The 20,131-nt window shown below is 54.8% G+C and carries 22 protein-coding genes; 10 read left to right on the top strand and 12 right to left on the bottom strand.

Translation table 11 applies throughout. From position 1 onward, the window contains the following. Position 1 precedes the first annotated feature (1 nt). Complete coding sequence (locus RYZ27_RS09920; RefSeq protein WP_406679346.1) at positions 2-742, bottom strand: isocitrate lyase/phosphoenolpyruvate mutase family protein; 741 nt, start codon at positions 740-742, stop codon at positions 2-4. A gap of 96 nt (positions 743-838) precedes the next feature. Between RYZ27_RS09920 and RYZ27_RS09925 the strand changes: the two genes are divergently transcribed. The 3 genes from RYZ27_RS09925 (at position 839) to RYZ27_RS09935 (ending at position 5,129) form a co-directional block, all read left to right on the top strand. Then, positions 839-1,741: a sterol desaturase family protein gene (locus RYZ27_RS09925; RefSeq protein ID WP_406679347.1), complete on the top strand. Its 903-nt coding sequence runs from the start codon at positions 839-841 to the stop codon at positions 1,739-1,741. 253 nt (positions 1,742-1,994) lie between these two features. Continuing rightward, complete coding sequence (locus tag RYZ27_RS09930; RefSeq protein ID WP_406679348.1) at positions 1,995-3,323, top strand: DEAD/DEAH box helicase; 1,329 nt, start codon at positions 1,995-1,997, stop codon at positions 3,321-3,323. A gap of 72 nt (positions 3,324-3,395) precedes the next feature. Then, on the top strand, positions 3,396-5,129 hold the full coding sequence (locus RYZ27_RS09935) for an alpha/beta fold hydrolase (protein WP_406679349.1): 1,734 nt from the start codon (positions 3,396-3,398) through the stop codon (positions 5,127-5,129). Here RYZ27_RS09935 and RYZ27_RS09940 read toward each other — a convergent pair. Genes RYZ27_RS09940 through RYZ27_RS09950 form a run of 3 tightly spaced genes read right to left on the bottom strand, consistent with a single transcriptional unit; the run spans position 5,126 to position 6,179 of the window. Next, positions 5,126-5,344 (bottom strand): helix-turn-helix transcriptional regulator, encoded by a 219-nt coding sequence (locus RYZ27_RS09940; RefSeq protein WP_406679350.1) that lies wholly within the window; start codon positions 5,342-5,344, stop codon positions 5,126-5,128. The two genes, RYZ27_RS09935 and RYZ27_RS09940, sit on opposite strands and share 4 nt — an antisense overlap. Positions 5,345-5,346: 2 nt before the next feature. Next, positions 5,347-5,784, bottom strand: a complete 438-nt coding sequence (locus RYZ27_RS09945) for a hypothetical protein (protein ID WP_406679351.1) — start codon at positions 5,782-5,784, stop codon at positions 5,347-5,349. Next, positions 5,784-6,179, bottom strand: a complete 396-nt coding sequence (locus RYZ27_RS09950; RefSeq protein ID WP_406679352.1) for a hypothetical protein — start codon at positions 6,177-6,179, stop codon at positions 5,784-5,786. The genes RYZ27_RS09945 and RYZ27_RS09950 overlap by 1 nt, the downstream gene beginning before the upstream one ends. A gap of 184 nt (positions 6,180-6,363) precedes the next feature. Here RYZ27_RS09950 and RYZ27_RS09955 point away from each other — a divergent pair, with 184 nt between their 5' ends. After that, positions 6,364-7,956: a lysine--tRNA ligase gene (locus RYZ27_RS09955; RefSeq protein ID WP_406679353.1), complete on the top strand. Its 1,593-nt coding sequence runs from the start codon at positions 6,364-6,366 to the stop codon at positions 7,954-7,956. On the opposite strand, the gene RYZ27_RS09960 is transcribed toward RYZ27_RS09955, so the two are convergent. Further along, positions 7,953-8,702, bottom strand: coding sequence for a hypothetical protein (locus RYZ27_RS09960; RefSeq protein ID WP_406679354.1), 750 nt, complete (start codon positions 8,700-8,702; stop codon positions 7,953-7,955). The two genes, RYZ27_RS09955 and RYZ27_RS09960, sit on opposite strands and share 4 nt — an antisense overlap. A gap of 146 nt (positions 8,703-8,848) precedes the next feature. On the opposite strand from RYZ27_RS09960, the gene RYZ27_RS09965 reads away from it, so the two are divergent. The 3 genes from RYZ27_RS09965 (at position 8,849) to trpS (ending at position 11,166) form a co-directional block, all read left to right on the top strand. Then, the gene (locus RYZ27_RS09965; RefSeq protein WP_406679355.1) at positions 8,849-9,661 is read left to right on the top strand and encodes a DUF6065 family protein; all 813 of its coding nucleotides are present in this window, start codon (positions 8,849-8,851) and stop codon (positions 9,659-9,661) included. An 81-nt stretch (positions 9,662-9,742) separates the two neighbouring features. Then, a complete protein-coding gene (locus tag RYZ27_RS09970) occupies positions 9,743-10,084 on the top strand; it encodes a hypothetical protein (RefSeq protein ID WP_406679356.1) in 342 nt (113 codons plus the stop codon). Positions 10,085-10,131: 47 nt separating this feature from the next. Next, positions 10,132-11,166 carry a tryptophan--tRNA ligase gene (gene trpS, locus RYZ27_RS09975; RefSeq protein WP_406679357.1) on the top strand — a complete coding sequence of 345 codons (1,035 nt, stop codon included), beginning with the start codon at positions 10,132-10,134 and terminating at the stop codon, positions 11,164-11,166. A 22-nt stretch (positions 11,167-11,188) separates the two neighbouring features. Here trpS and RYZ27_RS09980 read toward each other — a convergent pair whose 3' ends face one another. From RYZ27_RS09980 to argF, 7 genes are all read right to left on the bottom strand, one after another. After that, a complete protein-coding gene (locus RYZ27_RS09980; RefSeq protein ID WP_406679358.1) occupies positions 11,189-12,127 on the bottom strand; it encodes a biotin-dependent carboxyltransferase family protein in 939 nt (312 codons plus the stop codon). After that, entirely contained in the window at positions 12,127-12,747 is a 621-nt protein-coding gene (pxpB, locus tag RYZ27_RS09985; protein ID WP_406679359.1) for a 5-oxoprolinase subunit PxpB, read from the bottom strand. The genes RYZ27_RS09980 and pxpB overlap by 1 nt, the downstream gene beginning before the upstream one ends. Beyond that, the gene (gene pxpA / locus RYZ27_RS09990; RefSeq protein ID WP_406679360.1) at positions 12,732-13,478 is read right to left on the bottom strand and encodes a 5-oxoprolinase subunit PxpA; all 747 of its coding nucleotides are present in this window, start codon (positions 13,476-13,478) and stop codon (positions 12,732-12,734) included. Before pxpA ends, pxpB begins: the two co-directional genes overlap by 16 nt. Beyond that, positions 13,478-14,683: an Nramp family divalent metal transporter gene (locus RYZ27_RS09995; protein ID WP_406679361.1), complete on the bottom strand. Its 1,206-nt coding sequence runs from the start codon at positions 14,681-14,683 to the stop codon at positions 13,478-13,480. Before RYZ27_RS09995 ends, pxpA begins: the two co-directional genes overlap by 1 nt. Then, entirely contained in the window at positions 14,680-15,798 is a 1,119-nt protein-coding gene (locus RYZ27_RS10000; protein ID WP_406679362.1) for a DUF2891 domain-containing protein, read from the bottom strand. The genes RYZ27_RS09995 and RYZ27_RS10000 overlap by 4 nt, the downstream gene beginning before the upstream one ends. A gap of 67 nt (positions 15,799-15,865) precedes the next feature. Further along, entirely contained in the window at positions 15,866-16,315 is a 450-nt protein-coding gene (locus RYZ27_RS10005; RefSeq protein WP_406681779.1) for a YaiI/YqxD family protein, read from the bottom strand. Between the two features lie 2 nt (positions 16,316-16,317). Beyond that, on the bottom strand, positions 16,318-17,244 hold the full coding sequence (gene argF / locus RYZ27_RS10010) for an ornithine carbamoyltransferase (RefSeq protein WP_406679363.1): 927 nt from the start codon (positions 17,242-17,244) through the stop codon (positions 16,318-16,320). Positions 17,245-17,373: 129 nt separating this feature from the next. Between argF and RYZ27_RS10015 the strand changes: the two genes are divergently transcribed. The 3 genes from RYZ27_RS10015 (at position 17,374) to RYZ27_RS10025 (ending at position 20,038) form a co-directional block, all read left to right on the top strand. Then, positions 17,374-18,417 (top strand): alcohol dehydrogenase family protein, encoded by a 1,044-nt coding sequence (locus RYZ27_RS10015; RefSeq protein ID WP_406679364.1) that lies wholly within the window; start codon positions 17,374-17,376, stop codon positions 18,415-18,417. Positions 18,418-18,492: 75 nt separating this feature from the next. Continuing rightward, the gene (locus RYZ27_RS10020; RefSeq protein WP_406679365.1) at positions 18,493-19,725 is read left to right on the top strand and encodes a saccharopine dehydrogenase family protein; all 1,233 of its coding nucleotides are present in this window, start codon (positions 18,493-18,495) and stop codon (positions 19,723-19,725) included. A 13-nt stretch (positions 19,726-19,738) separates the two neighbouring features. Beyond that, on the top strand, positions 19,739-20,038 hold the full coding sequence (locus tag RYZ27_RS10025) for a hypothetical protein (RefSeq protein WP_406679366.1): 300 nt from the start codon (positions 19,739-19,741) through the stop codon (positions 20,036-20,038). The last annotated feature ends 93 nt before the right edge of the window (positions 20,039-20,131 follow it).

Genomic DNA, 20,131 nt, shown 5'->3' on the forward strand with positions numbered 1-20,131 from the left:
GCTATAGCGCAACCGCGTTTTTCAGATCGGCCATTGCTTGCAGCCACGGGAAAGGCCCGTGACTGATCCGCGCGACGCCGGTTGCTGCAAACTCATCGATTGGTGGGCCATCCATTTGACGCATCACGTTTACGGGCAAATCGGTCCGGCTGCAGAGTTCCTTCATTGCTCCGAAATCTGTCAGACGCGGGACGAACAGGCCATCGGCGCCCGCTTTCTGGAACGCTTCAGCGCGCTCAATGACGGCATCCAACTTTTCTGAAACACTGCGGCCATCATCCTGGAAGAACACATCTGTCCGCGCGTTGAGATAGCCATCGCCCAAAGCAGACTTTGCCGCCGAGATACGCGCGCATTGCTCATCGACATCCCGCAAGCTGCCATCGGCCACGCTGTCTTCAAGATTGATTCCAACGGCTCCAGCTTCAACAATCGCGCTAACATAATCCCCGACCTCGGCAGCTGTAGCGCCATAGCCGCGCTCTGCATCATGCGTGACAGGCTTGTCCGTCACTCGGCAGATCAGAGCTAGCGTTTGCAGGACCAGATCACGCGGGCATTGCTCGCCGTCTTCATAACCGAGGGCGCCCGCGAGAGACATGCTGCCCGTGGCCAAGGCTGGTACATGCGTGTCCGCCAGAGCCTTTGCCGATCCTGCGTCCCAGACATTCATCAATACCAGAGGGTCACCAGAAATATGGAGGGCGCGGAAAGCCTTCATTCGGGCGGCTTGGTCACTCATCTTTGTTCTCCTCTGCATTGTGGCAAAGTCTTACCCAATGCCAGTTCAGACACCACCCGATACTTGCGCATCATCTGATCAGGGGTAGAAACCTGTATGGCTGATCTTCCCCCCATCGAAGCGCTGTTTGCGCCAATCTTCATGATTTCCGTCATTATCGAGTGGTGGGCAGTGAAATCAGGGCGGGCTACAGGCCGATATGAAACCGCTGATGCGATCACCTCTATGGCTATGGGACTGGGCAATGCCCTGCTCAATACAGCCACCGGCTTCATCGCCCTATGGATGATGATGCTGGTCTGGCCATACCGCATTTTCGAAATGCCCCAGACATGGTGGAGCTTCATCATCGTCTTCGTGCTGTATGATTTTATCTATTACTGGAAGCACCGATTTGCCCATCGCATTCGCTGGTTTTGGATGGAGCATGTCACCCATCATTCCAGCCGCCACTACAACCTCACCACAGCTCTGCGCCAACCTTGGTTTGGTCCATTTACAGGGCTGATCCTGCTTGGCTGGCCACTTGTCCTGATGGGGTTTCATCCGCTCTTCATCGGCCTCGTAGGGGGCTTAAACCTTGTCTATCAATTCTGGATTCATACCGAAGCTATTGATCGGATGCCGCGCTGGTTTGAGGCGATCATGAACACCCCATCACACCACCGCGTCCATCACGCAACGAACCCACGCTATCTTGATCGCAATTATGCGGGCGTCTTCATCACATGGGACAAGATGTTCGGGACCTTCCAATCTGAGCTTAGTGAGGACAAGCCTGACTACGGTATCGTGAAACCGCTCAAGAGCTATAATGTCCTGGTCGTTGCGTTTCATGAGTTCGGCGGCTTGCTAAGGGATTGTGCCGGAGATGGCTTCAAACCCCTGACCTGGCTCAAGCGCGCAACCAATGCACCGGGGTGGAGCCCGGATGGTAAGCATCAACGCAGCGAGGAATTACGCGCTGCGTGGGTCAAAGAGCAAGACTTGCAACCCTGAGCAGCATGCGGTCCCTTCATTGACTGTTCATACCTTGAGGGCCATAGGGGCCACGTTACTGCGCGGTTAGCCGCGTATGGGGCAAGCAGCGTGAACGCATTCTCTGGATCCGCCAGAGCGATTTAGGCAGCCCCTTCAGACAGATTGTCAGATACTTACGACCCTTTTCACGCGGGCCGTCCCGAAAGCCCCAAATGGCGGGTTTATCGGCGCGACCAGAGTGCGCGCCCCTGCCTGAAACGAGAAACGATACGTGACCACTTTTTCTGATCTGAACTTGCACAAGCAAGTGATGAAAGCCGTAACCGAGCAGGGGTATGACACCCCAACACCAATTCAGGCGCAGGCCATCCCGCTACTGCTTGAAGATCGAGACCTGCTCGGCATTGCCCAGACCGGCACAGGTAAGACGGCGGCGTTTGCGCTGCCAACCCTCGACTATATGCTAGAGCACCCACAGGGTCGTGAGTTCAAAAGTACCCGCGTTCTTGTCTTGGCGCCCACCCGCGAACTGGCGAGCCAGATCGCCGAAAGCTTCCAGACCTATTCAAAATACATGGATTGCGTGACCCAGACCGTATTTGGTGGGGTTAAAATCAACAAGCAAATCCGGGCCTTACAAAAAGGGACGCATGTTCTGGTGGCAACGCCGGGTCGCCTGCTTGACCTTGCCCAGCAAGGCGCTGTGACCCTGTCAGAGGTTGAAATCCTGATCCTTGATGAAGCCGATCAGATGCTCGACATGGGCTTCATCCATGACCTGAAGAAAATCATCGCGATGGTGCCCGAGGAGCGCCAGACCCTGCTCTTCTCCGCCACAATGCCAAAGTCGATTAGTGATCTCGCCCAGCAATTCCTGCGTGACCCGGTTAAAGTCTCTGTCGCGCCAGAGAGCACAACCGCTGAACGGGTCAATCAGGGCGTGATCCATGTCGCGGGGCCAGACAAACTCAAACTGCTCAAAGATGTGATCAATGCCCACGACATTGACCGAGCGCTGGTCTTCACACGTACAAAGCACGGCGCGGACAAAGTGGTTCGCAAACTCGGATCAGGCGGCATTGAGGCCAAAGCCATTCATGGTAACAAATCCCAGCCACAGCGTGAGAAAGCGCTTGAGGCCTTCAAGAACGGAACCTGCTCTGTACTTGTCGCAACAGATATTGCCGCGCGTGGGATTGATATTGATGGGGTGTCCCATGTCATCAATTTCGAAATGCCAAATGTGCCTGAGCAGTATGTGCACCGTATCGGACGCACCGCCCGTGCCGGACGAGCGGGGCTAGCCCTCTCCTTCGTCGCTGAAGATGAGCTTTACTATCTTCGCGATATTGAGAAGACGATCCGGATGCGTGTGGATGTCTTGCCAGTACCGGAGGACTCTGAAGTCGCGGCTCTGCCGACCCCTGATCCAAACGTGCGCCCGCTTAAGCCCAAGGGACCGAGTGGACGGTCGGGACGCAATAGCGATCAAAGACGAGGGCGCGGTCGTCCGCAATCACAGCGTGGTGGGAGTGGCCAAAGACGCAAGAGTAATCGCAGTGGTCAGCGCCGCAAAGCCAAGCCAGCACAGAGCTCTTAGAGGTATGTACCCGCTCAACTGGCTTGGCAAAATGAGCCAGATTGGTAAGTCTTGTTCTAGGAGATCATCCAGGTGCAAGACACGAAGCAAGAGACAGCCTTATCGGCCCAGGAGCGCTATTTTGCGCTCTTGGGAGACGCTTTTGCAGTGCCTTTGCAAACCACGGCCTTTGAGCAGTTTCTGGAAACAGCACACACCTATTTCGTCGGGGAACCGGGCAAGGCGACGATGGCGCCTGACTTTCCGAGGCGCAGCGGTACGGACGCATCACTCGATGCGCATACACAGCGCCTGATCGAAGTCTTTGACGCAGCCTTGGAGGCCGAGGCCCGCACCAAGGCCACACCAGATCATTATCACGCCATCCTGTCGATTGACGCCAGACTGGGTCAGGTTGAGGGGAATGATGCCGCCCAGGCACTTCTGCAAAGCCCGCTGCCCTGCCCGCTTGATGACCTTCCGCTCGATCATGACGCTCTACAGCAAGTTAAGGCAACGCTTTATCGTAAGCTTGGTGATCGCGAAGATCGGATCATGCTCGCAATGGTTGGGTCTGATAGACCGAAGCCATGCCTCGGCCTGATCCAACGCGGTGCCGATGATGATCAGAGTGTTCTAGTCTCCCTATCCTATATTCACTGGTCAGAGGCCCTTTTAGGTCGCCTTGGGGATGCCTTTGGTCTGACCCCGGCTGAAACAGATGTGCTCGCTGGCTACCTGAACCAGCAATCCCAGAAGCAAATCGCCGAAGATCGTGACCGATCGATCGAGACGGTTAAAGGTCAATCCAAGACCATTCTACGCAAAACAGGCTGTACCCGTATGGCAGATGTCGTGCGCCTATCGGCCAGCATTGCCTACCTCTTGCGCCAGATGCCCGAAGCAGAACCAAACCAAGTGGCTTTGACCGAGTGGGCAACCCCCAAGGCAAATCTCAAAACTCTGACACGCGGTACCCGCACCCTTTCCTGGTATAGTCATGGAAAGGGGCAACGCGCTCTATTGTTTATTCATGGCCTGATTATGGGGCCTTTCCTCAGTCAGGACATGCTTGTGCCACTAATCAAGGCTGACATTCGTGTTTTGGCACCCTCACGCCCAGGCTACGGGCTCACAAGCCGTGCAGGCAAAAAAACAGGCTTCATTGAAGACACGGTTACCGATGCCCTGGCTATACTTGAAGAGGAACAGGTTGATCACGTCACCATCGTCGCGCATCAGCTCGGGACATCCCATGCCCACCGCATTGCTGCAGCGCTTGGTGACAAGGCCAACGCTCTGATCCTGCTCAATGGCAGTGTCCCGATCGACGATTCCTATTTTGCTTCGATGGAGCGGAGGACCCGCTTTGCTGGGGTCGCCATTCGTCACGCCCCGTCCGTTCTGAAGATGGCGACGGAACTCGGCATCCGAAACTTTAAACGCAAAGGCGTCGAGGACTTCCTGCGGGACCGATACAAGGTTCTGGATGTTGATCGGAATGCGCTGGAAGACCCCGAAACCATGCGGCTGCACGCCTATGGCGTTTTTCATATGACTGAGCAAGGACCGCATGCGTTTATCGATGATCAAACCACGAAACTGTCAGATTGGAGCGACGCTTTCACGGCGCCAAGTTGCCCGTGCTTCTGGTTGCAGCCGGGAGCCTGTCGCATCATCCATCCTGAGCATGTTGAGCGCTATGTGCAGGAGCATTCCGAGGCTCATTTCGAAGTCATGCCAGAAGCCGGTTCGCTCGTGCTATATGCTGAACCCGAGGCCATGTCGGACTTTATCCTCAAAGCCATGGATAAGGCTGGCGCTTAATCTTCTTCCCAGCCAAACACGTCCTCTAAACCGACACCAAACAGACGTGCGATTCGAAACGCGCTTTCCAGAGATGGGGAATACTTCCCCTGCTCAATCGCGATAACTGTCTGACGGGTCACACCAATCTCTTTGGCGAGAGCCGACTGGCTCATTTGGCCATACTGTTCACGCAATTCGCGCACGCGATTGGTTATCGGAGGGCGTTTGGCCATACTCAATACGCCCTATTATAGTTAAATGTCTGAAGCACGCAGCGGATCATATCACTGATCAAAAACGCTCCGATCAGGCTATGGATCAGTATCGCCGTTGAACCATGCCAGAACCAGATAACAACCATACTGAAGATGAGAATATAATAGATATGCGCAGCACCTGCCTCAGTCTTCAGGTTCACGAGACGGTCACGTTCATCCATGCCATCCGGTGGCAATGAATCGTCCGTCAAATCCCCTGATCGCATAGCAAATATGAGTATGCCGGCCACAGAAATCCCAAACTGAACCAGGACGTAAACAACCAGCATTATCAGGCGTGGTTCGGGGACGACACCACTGCTAACCCACAGCGAAAAGGCCCAACCAAAGTAAATCGCTCCGGCCACAAAGCTAGCGATACCAACTATAATATAGTTTCGTTCCCAGAAAGACATTAGCGTATTCCCAATCGATAAAAGCTGATCTGAAGGCAGTATTCTGCGATTTGGCCCAGAAGCAGGCTCGCAAAGCAAATATGGAAGAGTAGGTTTCCATCCCCCTGCACCCAGAAATGAAATAGGCCAGCGACAACTCCAGCGCCCATAACATAACCCGCCCAATGACCAGCCCGGTCCAGAATAATCTGCTCGCGTTCATCCGCCGGTGCATTCGCTTCGTCAGGACTCGCAGCGCCAATAACACTCATCGCAACCGTGGATGCCACAATAATGATGACAACAAAGGCAATGACAAAAGGCATGATTGGTGGCGCTGTTTCCCCAAGCACCCGTGAAGCATCAATGACTTTCTTGAAGTAGAATATTCCAGACAAGGCTAGGATGATGCTCATCAACCAAGCGGTTTTCTCTCGAAACGACATTGTCTTCTCCGATAAATGTCAAAAATCTTGTACACCTCACATAGTCAAACATTTTTTACATGTCAAACATTTTTTACTTTCAATATGAATTGCCCTTTGACACTGGGCACAGCGGTGATACCTCCCGCCACTTAAACAACGGAGCAAAAGACAGATGAGCGATCTCCAATCCCTCGCGGAAAACGCCAAAGCATGGCCCTTTGAACAGGCACGTGCCCTGCTCAAACGCCTGAAGGTGATGGAGAAACGTGGTAAGCCGAAACAGGGTCCTGTCGTCTTCGAAACCGGCTATGGGCCTTCTGGCTTGCCGCATATCGGGACATTTGGCGAAGTTGTCCGCACAACGATGGTCAAGACCGCCTTTGAGGCCCTGACTAGCGGGGATTATGAAACCAAGCTGATCTGTATCTCCGATGATATGGATGGGATGCGGAAGGTTCCACCAACCGTTCCGAACCCCGAAGCGCTTGAACCCTATATGCAGATGCCGCTTACAGCGGTGCCGGACCCTTTCGGCACGCATGATAGCTATGGCGCACATATGGGCGCGCGGCTGTGTGCCTTTCTGGACAGTTTCGGGTTTGAGTATGAATTCCTGTCCGCCACCGATTGCTACAAGGATGGCACGTTCGACCCTATGCTCCTGCGCGCGCTGGAGAAGTTTGACGACATTATGAAAGTCATGCTGCCAACACTTGGTGCTGAGCGGCAAGCGACCTACTCCCCTTTCTTACCAATCTCTCCAACCACAGGGCGTGTTCTGTATGTCCCGATGAAGGATACCAACGCGAAAGATGGCACAGTCACATTTGAGGATGAGGATGGCAGTGATGTCACCCTGTCGGTGACGGGCGGCAATGTGAAGCTGCAATGGAAGCCTGATTTCGGCATGCGTTGGGCCGCCCTCGGTGTTGATTTCGAAATGTTCGGTAAAGACCATCAGGACAATGCCCCGATCTACTCCAAGATCACGCGTATTCTTGGATGCGAACCGCCGCAGCAATATGTGTACGAACTGTTCCTCGATGAGCATGGCCAGAAAATCTCTAAAACCAAGGGCAATGGCATCGCGGTTGAGGACTGGCTGAAATATGCCACGCCGGAAAGCCTGTCTCTCTTCCAGTTCCAGAAGCCACGCGCCGCGAAGAAGCTTTACTTCGACGTGATCCCGAAAGCTGTGGATGAGTATCTCACCTTCCTTGAGAAGTTCCCGGATGAGGAACCAAAACGGCAGATTGAGAACCCGGTCTGGCACATTCATGGTGGCAAGCCGCCAACAGAAACCAGCCCAATCAGTTTTGCCCTACTGCTCAATCTGGTTGGCGCTGTCCTGCCGGAAGATCGCAGCCAGCTTTGGGGGTACATTTCCCGTTATGCCCCTGATGCGACGCCGGAAAGCCAGCCCCTGCTCGACACGCTCGCAGGCTATGCCATGGCTTACTATCGCGACTTCATTGAGCCGACAAAAACCTATCGCGGTCCAACCGAGCAGGAATATGCCGCCTTAAGTGATCTTGCAGGCCGTCTGCGCAGCTATGATGGTGAAATAACGCCAGCCGATCTGCAAACACTGGTCTTCTCGGTAGGCAAGGATAATGGCTTCGCAGATAATATCCGCGACTGGTTCACGGCCCTCTACGAAGTGCTCTTCGGTCAATCCCAAGGCCCACGCTTTGGTGGCTTCATCGCGCTTTATGGTGTGGAAAACACCGCCAAGATGATCGAAACGGCGCTGGATCGGGCCTAACCCTCCGCGCCGGAACGTGCCTCAAAATCACTTTTATCAAAAACTACGCAAGGCTGACCATTAGGATACCAAGCTACGATCCTATCTGGATCAGATAGCCTGATACTCCCATCCACTATCGAGTCACCAAGTATCCGAACTTCATTAACTACGAGCAGCTGCGTGTTTCTAAGATCGAATTCAACAGACGTGTGCGGAGAGTTCTGCATGTAAGTTCCCTCACATCCAAAATATGAAAACCCGGATCCGGGAGAAGTAACGTAGGGCTTCAAGTCTACATAGACCATGCTAGCCCTGCTCACGAACTCAGCGAGATTAATTGTCCCGGATCCATCAACATCAAGTACACGAAAAATGGGTGCATCATCACTTCGAATCTCACCCCGTCGCAAGACACCATCATGATCACGATCATACTCAGTGAATAGAGCGAGCTCTTGAAGCGTCGCCCCATTAACTGGCTTATGAGCTACATTATCGCGAAGCAGAAAAGTTGCTACTGAAGCGAACCCAAAACAAATAATAATTCCAGCTACACTGAGTTTCCCAACGTTCCGCCCCGCCATCGCGCGAAGTGCATGCCATCCCTCCCGCAGGCGATCGGCATCTGCACGACGGATATAGCGCTGAATAAAGCGACGGATCACATTAGATGGCGTTTCGCCCACTTCATCGCAGGCGGCCTGAAACGCCTGCTTGTCCGTATGCGAGAGCCGAATCTCGAACCGCTCACTCTTCTTTTCCATAGTCCGCACCCGTACAGTCCAAAGCTCTCAGAAACCCGAAAGCCGTCTCCTACCTCAAGCAAAACCACGTACGGAGACAAGCGAAATCACGTACGGACATGCGAGTTTAGCTTTGAAACCGTCTCGGAACCCCATAGACACAGCTTATGGCTCAGACTCCCAACCCTCTACCGCCGAATACGGTTCGCGCCCATGTCATGCCCGGCTTGCAGGGGTTGCGCGTCGAGAATCATCTACGCACCGCGACGATCAAACGCGACTGGATGGACGCCATCCCACAGCAATATGTTTATCGCTGTATCCCGCTACTGGCAGCCAATACGATGGGCTGGGAATTGCTCAATCCTGTCACCAGCCATGTCACATGGGCAGGCGGTGACTTGACCAGCACACTTTCCATTCAGACAGAGCAGCAAAATCCATTCTCTGCCGGATCACACTTCGGGACAGGGGTCGTGACCTGGTATGTGCCTTTCCTGTTTCGCACCTCCCCGGATCTTGGCATTCTGGTTACTGGCCCTGCCAATCATGAGCATAATCATGCGGTGCCTCTCGATGCGTTCGTCCGCACTGACTGGCTGCCTTTCCCATTCACAATGAACTGGCGCCTGACCGAAGCGAATAAGCGCGTCACCTTCAAGGCAGGTGAGCCGATTGCGCGGATCATGCCTTTCCCAATTGCCATACTGGAAGAAACCAATTTTGAAATCGTGGACCTGCAATCGGATCCCGGTTTCCTTGCCGAGGTGGAAGCCTTTGGGCAGGCTCGCCAACGCAATGTCGCCAAACAGCAAGAAGATGCCCGCCGCGCGCAACAAACTGGCGAAACCCTGACGGGCGAAGGGGTCTGGAATGCGCAATATGTTCGTGCCAAGGGCAAGGAAGGCGGTGGCTTTGCACCGCATCAAACGGTCTTTAGGCCCACCCTTCCAAAGGACCTGCGCGCCAAACCTGAATAGCAGCTGACCCTGCACTCAAGCCCTGTTAACCCTGCTCTGTCACGCTAACCTCTCGGTGTCGGAAGAGGGAGACGACAATCCATGCGCCTTGTCATGCTTACACCTTTGCTGGCGATCGCCCTATCAGGTTGTATTGTAACCCTCCCCGCCAAGGCGGTTTACAATACCGCGAAATATACAGGCAAGGCAGTCTGGTGGACCGGAAAAGGCGTTTATCAAGTTGGCAAGATGACTGTGAATGTCGCCGATGGCGCTCTGGATGGTACAGAGCGGGTTTTGCGCCTGACCATCCTCACCTCTGACGCAACAGGTTCCGTTGTTCGCACAACGCGGGAGATCAATGCCGCCGTTCTAGATGCAGAGCTCGCCGCGATTGAGCGAAGCGGCAAAGTGACAGAGGTTTTCATTGAAACCGTCGAATAATCAGACAGCCCCTTCCCAAGCAGTACAAATTCGCTAAACCGCCCGCCATGAGCGAACAAACTCCCTATTCTGGCCCGCAACGCATCCTGTCTGGCATTCAGCCGACAGGAAACCTCCACCTTGGCAACTATCTGGGTGCCCTGAAGAAGTTTGTGGATCTGCAAAGCGCGGGTTGGGAAGGCCTGTATTGTGTCGTTGACCTGCATGCGATCACGATGCCTTACGATGTCCCTGCCCTGAAAGATCAGACGCGTCAGATCGCGGCGGCGATGATGGCATGTGGCCTTGATCCTGATGAGTCGACCATCTTCGTACAGTCCAGCGTTCGCGCGCATACAGAACTCGCCTGGATCTTTAACTGTGTCGCCCGCATGGGCTGGCTTGAGAAAATGACGCAGTTTAAAGACAAGTCAGGTAAGGATGCCGAGCGCTCGAGCGTTGGCCTGTTTGCCTACCCGGTCCTGCAAGCGGCAGATATCCTGGTCTATAAAGCCACACATGTTCCGGTAGGCGAGGATCAGAAACAGCATCTTGAGCTCTCACGGCAAGTCGCAGCCCGCTTCAATCAGCAGTTCGGTGTGCCCGGCTTCTTCCCAGAGCCCCAACCTCTGATCGAAGGGCCTGGCGCGCGGATTATGAGCCTGAAAGACGGGACAAAGAAAATGTCCAAGTCTGATCCAGCAGAGACCTCTCGCATCAACCTGATTGATGACGAAGCGACAATCGCCAAGAAAATCAAGAAGGCCAAGACGGACACCTTGGGCGATATGCCTGAAACGGTTGAGGCCATGGAAGGTCGCCCGGAAGTGGCTAACCTTGTCGGCATCTATGCGGCGCTCGCGGGAACAAGCAATGAAGCCGTGATCGAAGAATTTGGTGGCAAGGGTTTTGGTACATTTAAGCCTGCGCTGGCTGATCTAGCAGTTGCTCATCTCTCGCCCATCACGACCGAGATGCGTCGCCTTCTCGATGACCCAGCTGAGATCGACCGTGCTCTCGCGAAAGGCGCAGAAAAGGCCAATGCGGTCGCCGAGCCAATTATCGAAGATGTCCGCAAAGCAGTTGGCTTCTGGCAGGTTTAAAGCTGATCGGCACTTCGGTGGCCTAAAGGGTAAAACCGTCTAGCCACGATCTGAGAACCTTGTTCTTCGCGGCCAAATCTTCCACGGCTGCTTCATGGCTTCTATGAAGCAGCCGCACACGGTCTCCCGGTCTGATCTGCCCGAGCAGATGACGGTCGCAGCGAGCAATGTGTGCAATGCGCGGATAGCCTCCCGTCGTCTGGGCATCACAGAGTAGCGCAACTGGCACCCCGGAGGGCGGGCACTGTATGGTGCCGGGATAGACGGCCGCGCTTTTCATCAAGCCATCTGAGTTCAGGTTGAGCGCCGCCCCTTCGAGGGAGACACCCATGCGTGTGCCTTGCTGGCCAGCGGTAAAAACCGTGTTAAAAAGAGCCTCATAAGCATCCGGTGTGAGCAAATGCGTTTCCGCTGAACCACATGCGCGCAAGGCGAAACTATTTGTGAAAACGGGATGGAGCTCTGCAGGGGTTTGCAAAGTCTGCTCAGACAAACCTTTGCCAGCAAAAGTGACGGTGTCGCCTGCCTTCAAGGCCCGCCCTTCGAGCCCGCCAAATCCGGCAGGAAGGTAGGTCGAGGTGGAACCAAATAATGCCTCGGCAACAAAGCCGCCTCTAACCGCCAAATAAATCCGCATGCCCTGCTTTGCAGGCGTGATTTCCAATCTATCCCCGGCGCTCATGTGCAGCGTCTGGTGCGCAGGCAAGTTTTCTCCTGCACGTCTGATTTCGGTGTGCGCACCTGTGACTGCGACAGAACAGGCTATTTCAACCTCTACCGAAAACCCACCAAAAGTGATCTCTATTGCGGTTTCAAATAGCGTATTGCCCACCAACCGATTGGCAAGCGCCATGGATAGCGGATCGGCTGGTCCAGCATACGGCACACCTATATCTCTGAACCCAACTCTCGGCGCGCCCTGAAGCGTGCTTTGTAAGCCCGGTTGAACAATATGCAGCATTATGCTGCCCGAAACCGAACCCGCTGCCCCGGTTTTAGCAGGAAAGGTTCGTCCTTAGCTGGATCAAACAGGATCTCAGATGTCCGCCCGATCAACGGCCAACCGCCTGGCCCCGGTAACGCATAAATGCCGGTAAAGGCTGCACTGATGCCGACCGCTCCGGCAGGAACACGTGGCCTTGGATGGCTCAGGCGCGGGACCTCGAACCCCTCCGGAAGCCCCGAAATGTAGGAAAAGCCCGGCGTAAAACCGATCATCTCTACGGTATGAATGGCCTCTGTATGTAGAGCGATGAAGTCTGCAATGCTCAAACCGGTGTGGGCGCAAACCTGTTCAAGATCGGCCCCGACCTCGCCACCATATTCGATCCCGACCTCAATTATATTGCCGGCCTGCAAGCTCTCATCCACGGGCACTTTAACCGTATGTAGCCCTGTAGTGACGGCATCAAGAGTTGTTGGATCAAAGCGAATACTGACACTATCGAGTCCAGCAACAATGTCTTCTGCAAGGTCTTGCTGTCGCAACGCATGGGCCAGTCTTTGCGCTTCTGCTGGTGTGGAAACAGCGATTTCGAACACATCGTCGGCGACACGGCGAGGCGCTAGCTGGGGCGACATATCTCAACCCCTTTTTCTTCGAGCGCGGCGCGAATGACACGTGCAGCCTTGAGGGCTCCGGGTGTATCGCCATGCACGCAGAGCGTCTCAACCGGCAGGCTCAAGACCTCGCCCGAATAGGCTGTAACCTGATGATTGAGCACCATATCCAGAGCTTGCTGCGCCTGTTGTTTGGGATCGATCAGAACGGCCCCGGTTTTTCTGCGATCCCGGAGTTGCCTGTCTACCTCATAGGCCCGATCAGCAAACCCCTCTGCCACAAAGCCCAACTCAACTGCCTTGGCCGCGCGTGTCAGCTCTGATTGAGGCGGGCCGACAAGCATTGCGCCTGGTAATTTCGCCTTGGTCACTTTGGCGACAGTCGCCGCTAAATCCGGATCACGCGCTGCCATATTATAGAGCGCGCCATGCGGTTTGAGATGTGTCAGGGGCACTTCCAGATCAGAGGCGGTCTGTTTCAGCGCCTCAATCTGCTCTCTGAGTGCCTGTTCAAGTGCCTCGCCTCTCAGGGTGGATGCCGTACGTCCAAAATTCTCTCGATCCGGAAAAGAGGGGTGCGCCCCGGCAGCGACGCCATGCGACTTGGCAAGGGTCAGGGCTGCGCGCATGGACACCTCGTCCCCGGCATGTCCACCACAAGCGATATTGCAACTTGTGATGACACCCATCAGAGCCTCATCATACTGGCAACCCTCACCAAGGTCTGCATTGAGGTCTATCGCCTGCGCCATCACATAAATCCTGCGGCTCGCAAGACGCTACGCAATCCCAAACCGAATGTGATCAGAACAACCGCAGAGCCGGCAATATTAGCGACAAGAGAGTTCGTGTGCGCGCCAAGCAAGTCGCTTTTGTTCATGATGTAGAGCAGAAAGCCCGCAACGATGGGGAGGAGCAGCCCATTGGCATATTGAGCGATCAGGATTAGAGAAACCGGTTTGATCCCGGACAAGCTAATCGCTGCCCCAATCACCACCACAGATAAAGCTGTGGCGCGGAACAGGCGGCTTTTGCGTTTTGCGTCGCCGCCAATGATTTCGGTCAGGGCAAAGGCAGTCGCCATAGGCGCTGTAATGGCGGATGTCAGTCCAGCTGCGAAGAGGCCGATCCCGATCAGGTAACGCGCGCCTTCACCAAAGGCGGGCTCAATGGCGCGGGCCATGTCGGCTGCGTTGCGCACTTCAAGACCTGATTTGAACAGGCTCGCAGCCGCTGTCGACAGGATCAGGATCGACACCAAACCGCCTAAACCGATCGAAAAACAAGACTCTTTTCGGGCCATGGATAGGCCTTCACCATTTGCCCATTTACGCCGCGCCGCCGCGGCATGAAGAAACAGATTATAGGGCACAATCGTCGTTCCGATCAGAGCAATGGCAGTGAGAGTTCCATCATCCGGGATACGCGGAACGAGCCCTTGCAGGAATGCCCCGATGTCCGGGCGGACGAAAAAGATACTGAGGATAAACGCGAGGCTCATAACCAGAACCAGACCGACTAGAAGGCGTTCCAGCAACTCGTACCGCCCGATGAGAACGACCAGACCAGCAATCCCTGCCAAAAGCAGGACGAGCATCTTCTGATCAGGAGATGCAGCCCCAAACAGAGCTTCCATGCCGAGGGCGCCACCAGCGAGATTACCGCCTTCATAGGCACAATTGCCAATGAACAAAGCTGCAAACACCAAGCCGCCGACGGCCCATTTGATCGGGACAGACGGCGCACTGCTCATTAGCGCCTCACCCAGGCCAAGCTTGGCCCCTGCCCCTAAGCGCGCCGCCATGTCCTGCAGGATAATCGTCGCGATGGTTGCAAATACTAAAGCCCAGACAAGCGCAAACCCAAAATTGCTTCCCGCCAGAGTACAGGCTGTTACCGTCCCCGGCCCAATAAAGGCCGCTGCGACGAGGACACCTGGGCCGAAGTCCAGCTTCATTGTGCAGCCTCAGAGATACCCCGGCGGGTGGTCAGATAGGTTGCAAAGCTCGCCAGCCAGTGACTGCCTGAGTAATGCTCATCAGAGACCGCAGCGATCCCGGTTTCGCGGTGCAACACTGAGGAGGCCATCAGGCTTGCAATCCGTGGATCATCGGACGGCAAGGCACTGGCAATGCCCTCCAGCGCCCATGCTCGCGACAGGTTCACACCATCAAGATGCACAAGCTTGCCATCGGAAGCATCGAGGACAATACCCGGCTCAAGCCAGTCTCCACTGCCATCGGTTGGAATGCCCGGCAAGAAAGCGCTCAGCCAATCCACAAAGGCCTCCTGCGACATAACCCGCCGCATCAAATCAGCCTGCATCAAGCATGGAGAGAGGAAATCCTCCCCGGATGGCTCATAGCTGAGCGGGCAATCAACATCATTTGCGTGGAATTTGAGAACCTTCTCAACCAGCGCGGTTTCAAAGGCCTCATTCTCAACCGTGCGGGCATAATCGAGCATCAGGCCGAAAGCGAAGGCGGTTTGATTATGCGTTCCTAATCGCACCGGATAGGACAGCTTGGGCAACCAATCCATGGTCTTTTCAACAATCGCATCCTCCAGCGGGCGCAGGGTTTCGCGCCAGACCTGCATCTGCGGGTCATCGCTTTCTTCCAACTCGGCAATGAGTTGCAAGTACCAGGCAATACCGTAGGGGCGTTCAAACGAGGCACGCCCTTCGCCGCTATAATAGGCGAGCTCACCGACGAAGTTTTCAGGAGTAAAACTCTTTGCCAGCTTTGCGCGGATTTCATCAAGCAATGTGCTGTCTGGTGCCGTATTGAGGATGCGGGTCAACAGCCAATGGCCATGCACGGATGAATGCCAGTCATAGCAACCATAAAAGGCAGGTGTCAGCTCACGAGGTGTCTTCGCATCCTCTGGAGATTGCAGGACATGACTGATCTTATTGGGATATTCGCGGTGCACACAATCGAGCGCCAGAACAGCGAAGCGGTCCTCCAGCGTTTCGACAATGCGAGCATTATCAGCTGCAGTGGGGGTCTCAGCACTTGCCCCCATAAATGCTGCTGAAAGACATACGCTAGCCGCTATCATAAATCTCATGGAATGCTCTCACTCTCCGCCCAAGGGATGAGCGAACGCTAGATCGCAGTAGAGGAGAGCGCAATATCTAGATCGAACGCTTCAGACGGTTCAGCGCTTCATCAAGGGCTGAGAGGTAGCGGGAACGGTCGGCTTTGCTGAACGGCGCCGCCCCGCCAATCTGATCACCCCCCGCGCGCAGATCAGCCATGATCGCACGTGTCGCGATGGCACTGCCAATCGAGCTCTCTGTAAAGGGCTTGCCGTTAGGTCCAAGAACGATGGCACCGGCTTTCAAAGCCCGCTCAGCCAAAAGAATGTCAGCCGTCACGACAACGCGCGTTGGCCCAGCCAGTTCCGCGATGTGATCATCGGCGGCATCGAAACCATCACTGACCACAATATGCTTGATCAGCGGATGGGCTGGCACACGCAGGAAACTGTTCGAGACCAACGTGACGGGCACCTGATGGCGCAGAGCGACTTTATAGGTTTCATCCTTGACCGGACAGGCATCCGCATCGATCAGGATTTGCAGACTCACTTGCTCAGGCACCAGCGCAGGATGGCCTTTTGTGCATGCAGGCGGTTTTCCGCCTCATCCCAAACCAGAGACTGCGGCCCGTCAATGACTTCCGCGTCCACTTCCTCGCCGCGGTGCGCTGGCAGGCAATGCAGGAACTTTGCCTGACCATCGGCAAGCTCCATCAGTTCCTCAGTCACCGCATAAGGGTCCAACTCCGCCAGGCGCTCGTCGGCATCCTTATCGCCCATAGACACGAATGTATCGGCGATCACGACATCTGCACCAACAACGGCTTCTTCTGCGGTATCAAACAGGTCGATCCGTCCCTGCTCTTCGCGAGCCAGAATAACATCCTCATCATCGGGGGCGTAGCGATCTGGAGTTCCAATCGCGAGGCTGAAGCCAAACTTCGGGGCCGCATGGATCATGCTAGAGCAGACATTATTGCCATCGCCAACCCAGGCGAGCCGTGCGCCTTCCAGAGTCAGGCCATGCTCTTCCAAGGTCATCAGGTCAGCCATGATCTGACAAGGATGGGAGCGATCCGTCAGCCCGTTGATGACGGGCACGGAGGCTGCCTCAGCAAAGCTCTCAACGTCACCATGATCATTGGCGCGGATCATCACCGCATCGACATAGCGGCTCAGCACTTTGGCCGTATCCTCAATCGTTTCGCCCCGTCCGAGCTGCATATCGCTAGAGGTCGCGGTGATCGAGCTACCGCCGAGCTGACGCATCGCCATGTCAAAGGAAAACCGCGTCCGCGTAGAGGACTTTTCAAAGATCATTGCGAGCGTATGCCCTTCAAGCGGGGCATCTGCATCGACCTTGCCTTTTGGCCAGCCCGTACGGGCACGTTTCATCGCGTGCGCCTGATCCAGAATGGCGCGTAACTCATGGCTCGGAAGCTGCCAGAGGTCGATGAAATGGCGTATGGTCATAACTTACCCTCAAAAAGTGAAGCGCGTATCTACGCGATATTCAACAGCTTGACCAGCAGGCTCGATTACGCCTTGCCCTCCCCTGCGTCAGCCAGCCAAGTCTGTTGGAAAACTTCGGAGGAACGCCCCATGAAGGGCCTGATTTATCACGGACCAAAAGACATCCGTTATGACACCGCACCAGAGCCGCAACCCGAGAATACTCGAAGCGCCATCATAAAGGTCAGTGCGTGCGGTATCTGCGGCTCGGACCTGCATATCTATGAGGGGCACGGCTTCAGCGATACGCCGGGTTATTGCGTCGGTCATGAGGCGGTTGGCGAGGTTGTCGAAGCGGGGTCGGGTGTCACACGCTTCAAGTCCGGTGACAAAGTGATGATCTCTGCAGCGGTTGGGTGCGGGCAGTGCCGGACATGTCTGGCCGGCAAAGTTGCAGAGTGCGAGTTACGCCAAGGACGGTGTTTCGGCCTCAATCCTGGCCTGCAAGGCGTACAGGCCGAGTATACAATGGTGCCAAATGCCGACATCACCCTGGCCCATATCCCCGAAGGCGTGAGTGAGGATCAGGCGCTCCTTTTAACGGATAACCTACCAACCGCATGGTTCGGCTTGCGCGGCGCTGACATTCAGCCAGGCGATACGGTTGCCGTTGTAGGGTGCGGTCCGATAGGCCTTATGGCCGTCGAAGGCGCCTTCCTGTTCGGGGCCGCTAAAGCCTATGCCATCGATCTCGTGCCTGAACGACGGGCTCAGGCCGAAAGCCTCGGGGCCATCGCGCTTGATGCCAGCGAGGCGAAAGCCTTGATCGAGGAGCAGACCAAGGGGCGCATGTGCGATAGCGTTGTCGAATGCGTTGGCGCCGATGCGGCCATCCAACTCTCCCTGCAACTCGCCAAGAATGCTGGTACTGTCAGCTGTATTGGCGTGAACCAGACAATGGATTTCAAATTCCCAATGGCGCTTGCCTTTATGAAAGGCCTGACCTTCCGAACTGGAACTTGCAGCGTCCCGGAGCATTGGCCAGACCTGATCCCGCTTATCCAAGCTGGCAAACTCAACCCGCAAAAAACCATCACTCATCACATGGCCTTGAGTGATGGTGCTGAAGCCTATCGCCGTTTTCATGCGCGCGAAGATGGTGTGATGAAAGTCGTCCTTCGTCCCGACGGATAATTAGTCATTGCAAGATTGGCGGTTCTGGCCATATGCAGCGTGAAACTGTTGAAACACCAACAAGGGGCGTCTGCCATGACCGACAAAAAGAAAGACACCGTCCTGATTATAGGCGCCGGAGCCGCTGGCTCCGTTGTTGCACAAAAGTGCGCGATGGACCGCGATACGTTCAAACACATCACGCTAGCCAGCCGCCGGATTGAAAGCTGTGAGAAGGTCGCTGCGCTGTGCGAAACACCAATCGAAATTGCGCAGGTTGATGCCGACAATGTCGAGGAAACCATCGCCCTGATCGAGAAGGTCAAGCCTGACCTCGTCATCAACATGGCCCTGCCCTATCAGGACCTGCCGATCATGGATGCGTGCCTAGCGACCAAGACCCATTACATGGACACCGCCAATTACGAGCCACGCGATGTCGCCAAGTTCGAATATAGCTGGCAGTGGGCCTATCAGGAGCGCTATAAAGAGGCTGGCATCACGGCCATTCTCGGCTGTGGTTTCGATCCTGGCGTCACCAATATCATGTGCGCCTATGCCCAGCAGGAAGGCCTGTTCGATGAAATCGAATATATCGATATTGTTGACTGTAATGCTGGTGACCACGGCAAAACCTTCGCCACCAATTTCAATCCGGAAATCAACCTGCGTGAAGTGACGCAGGATGGGCGGTATTGGAAAGATGGTGAGTGGATTGAAATCCCGGCCCTCTCGATCAAAACGATGATCGACTATCCTGAGGTTGGCCCGAAAATGTCTTACCTCATCTATCACGAGGAGGAGGAAAGCCTTGTGAAACATATCAAGGGCCTGAAGCAAATCCGCTTCTGGATGACCTTTGGGGATGAGTACATCAAACATTTGGATGTCTTCAAATCCATCGGCCTGATCGGTCTGGAGCCAATCAAGCATAAAGGCATGGACATTATCCCGATGGAGTTCCTGAAAGACCTGCTGCCCGTGCCCAGCACGCTGGCCGAGGGCTATACAGGGAAAACCTCAATCGGCGTCATCCTGCGCGGCACAAAAGATGGTCAGCCGATCACCAATATGATCTATCAGGTCTCTGACCACGCCAAAACCAATGAAGAGGTCAGCGCGCAGGCCGTCAGTTATACAACAGGTGTTCCCCCTGTCTCAGGCGCGAAAATGTTCTTCGAAGGCACTTGGTCTGGCACAGGTGTATTCAACGTCGAGCAATTCCCGGCCAAGCCTTTCCTGGAAGACGTCGCCGCCCGCGGCCTGCCCTGGCATGTGATTGATGTCCCTACAGGCAAACAAGATGATCTGTTCGCAGTTAAGACCTAATAGTTAGGCACTCATGGAACAGGAAATCTCACCCCCCAAGAAGCAAGTAAACAAAACTGCAATTGTCGCTCTTGGGCTGATGGGAGCTTTATTTTTCCTGGTTGGAATTAGTATCCTAGCCGCATCAATTAAGACAACCACCGAAACTACGGCTTATGAAGGCATCTTACTGGATGCCACAGGGACAAGTCGTATAGGGAGAGGGTTTAGCAACAACACAACGCTGATAATTAGCACATCAGACGGCGATAGAGATGAGTTTGAAGTTAAGTCATCGCTCAAGAACTCGAAATCCGTAAGATCAGGAGTTTAGCGCGCCCATAAGGGAAAACGAATTCTCTATCACACAAAGGGCGACCCAGTACTTAAACTCGTATCAGCAGAAACCTTGGACGGCACTATTATT

The organism is Hyphomonas sp. FCG-A18 (assembly GCF_045287255.1).
In the GTDB taxonomy this organism is placed as follows: domain Bacteria; phylum Pseudomonadota; class Alphaproteobacteria; order Caulobacterales; family Hyphomonadaceae; genus Henriciella.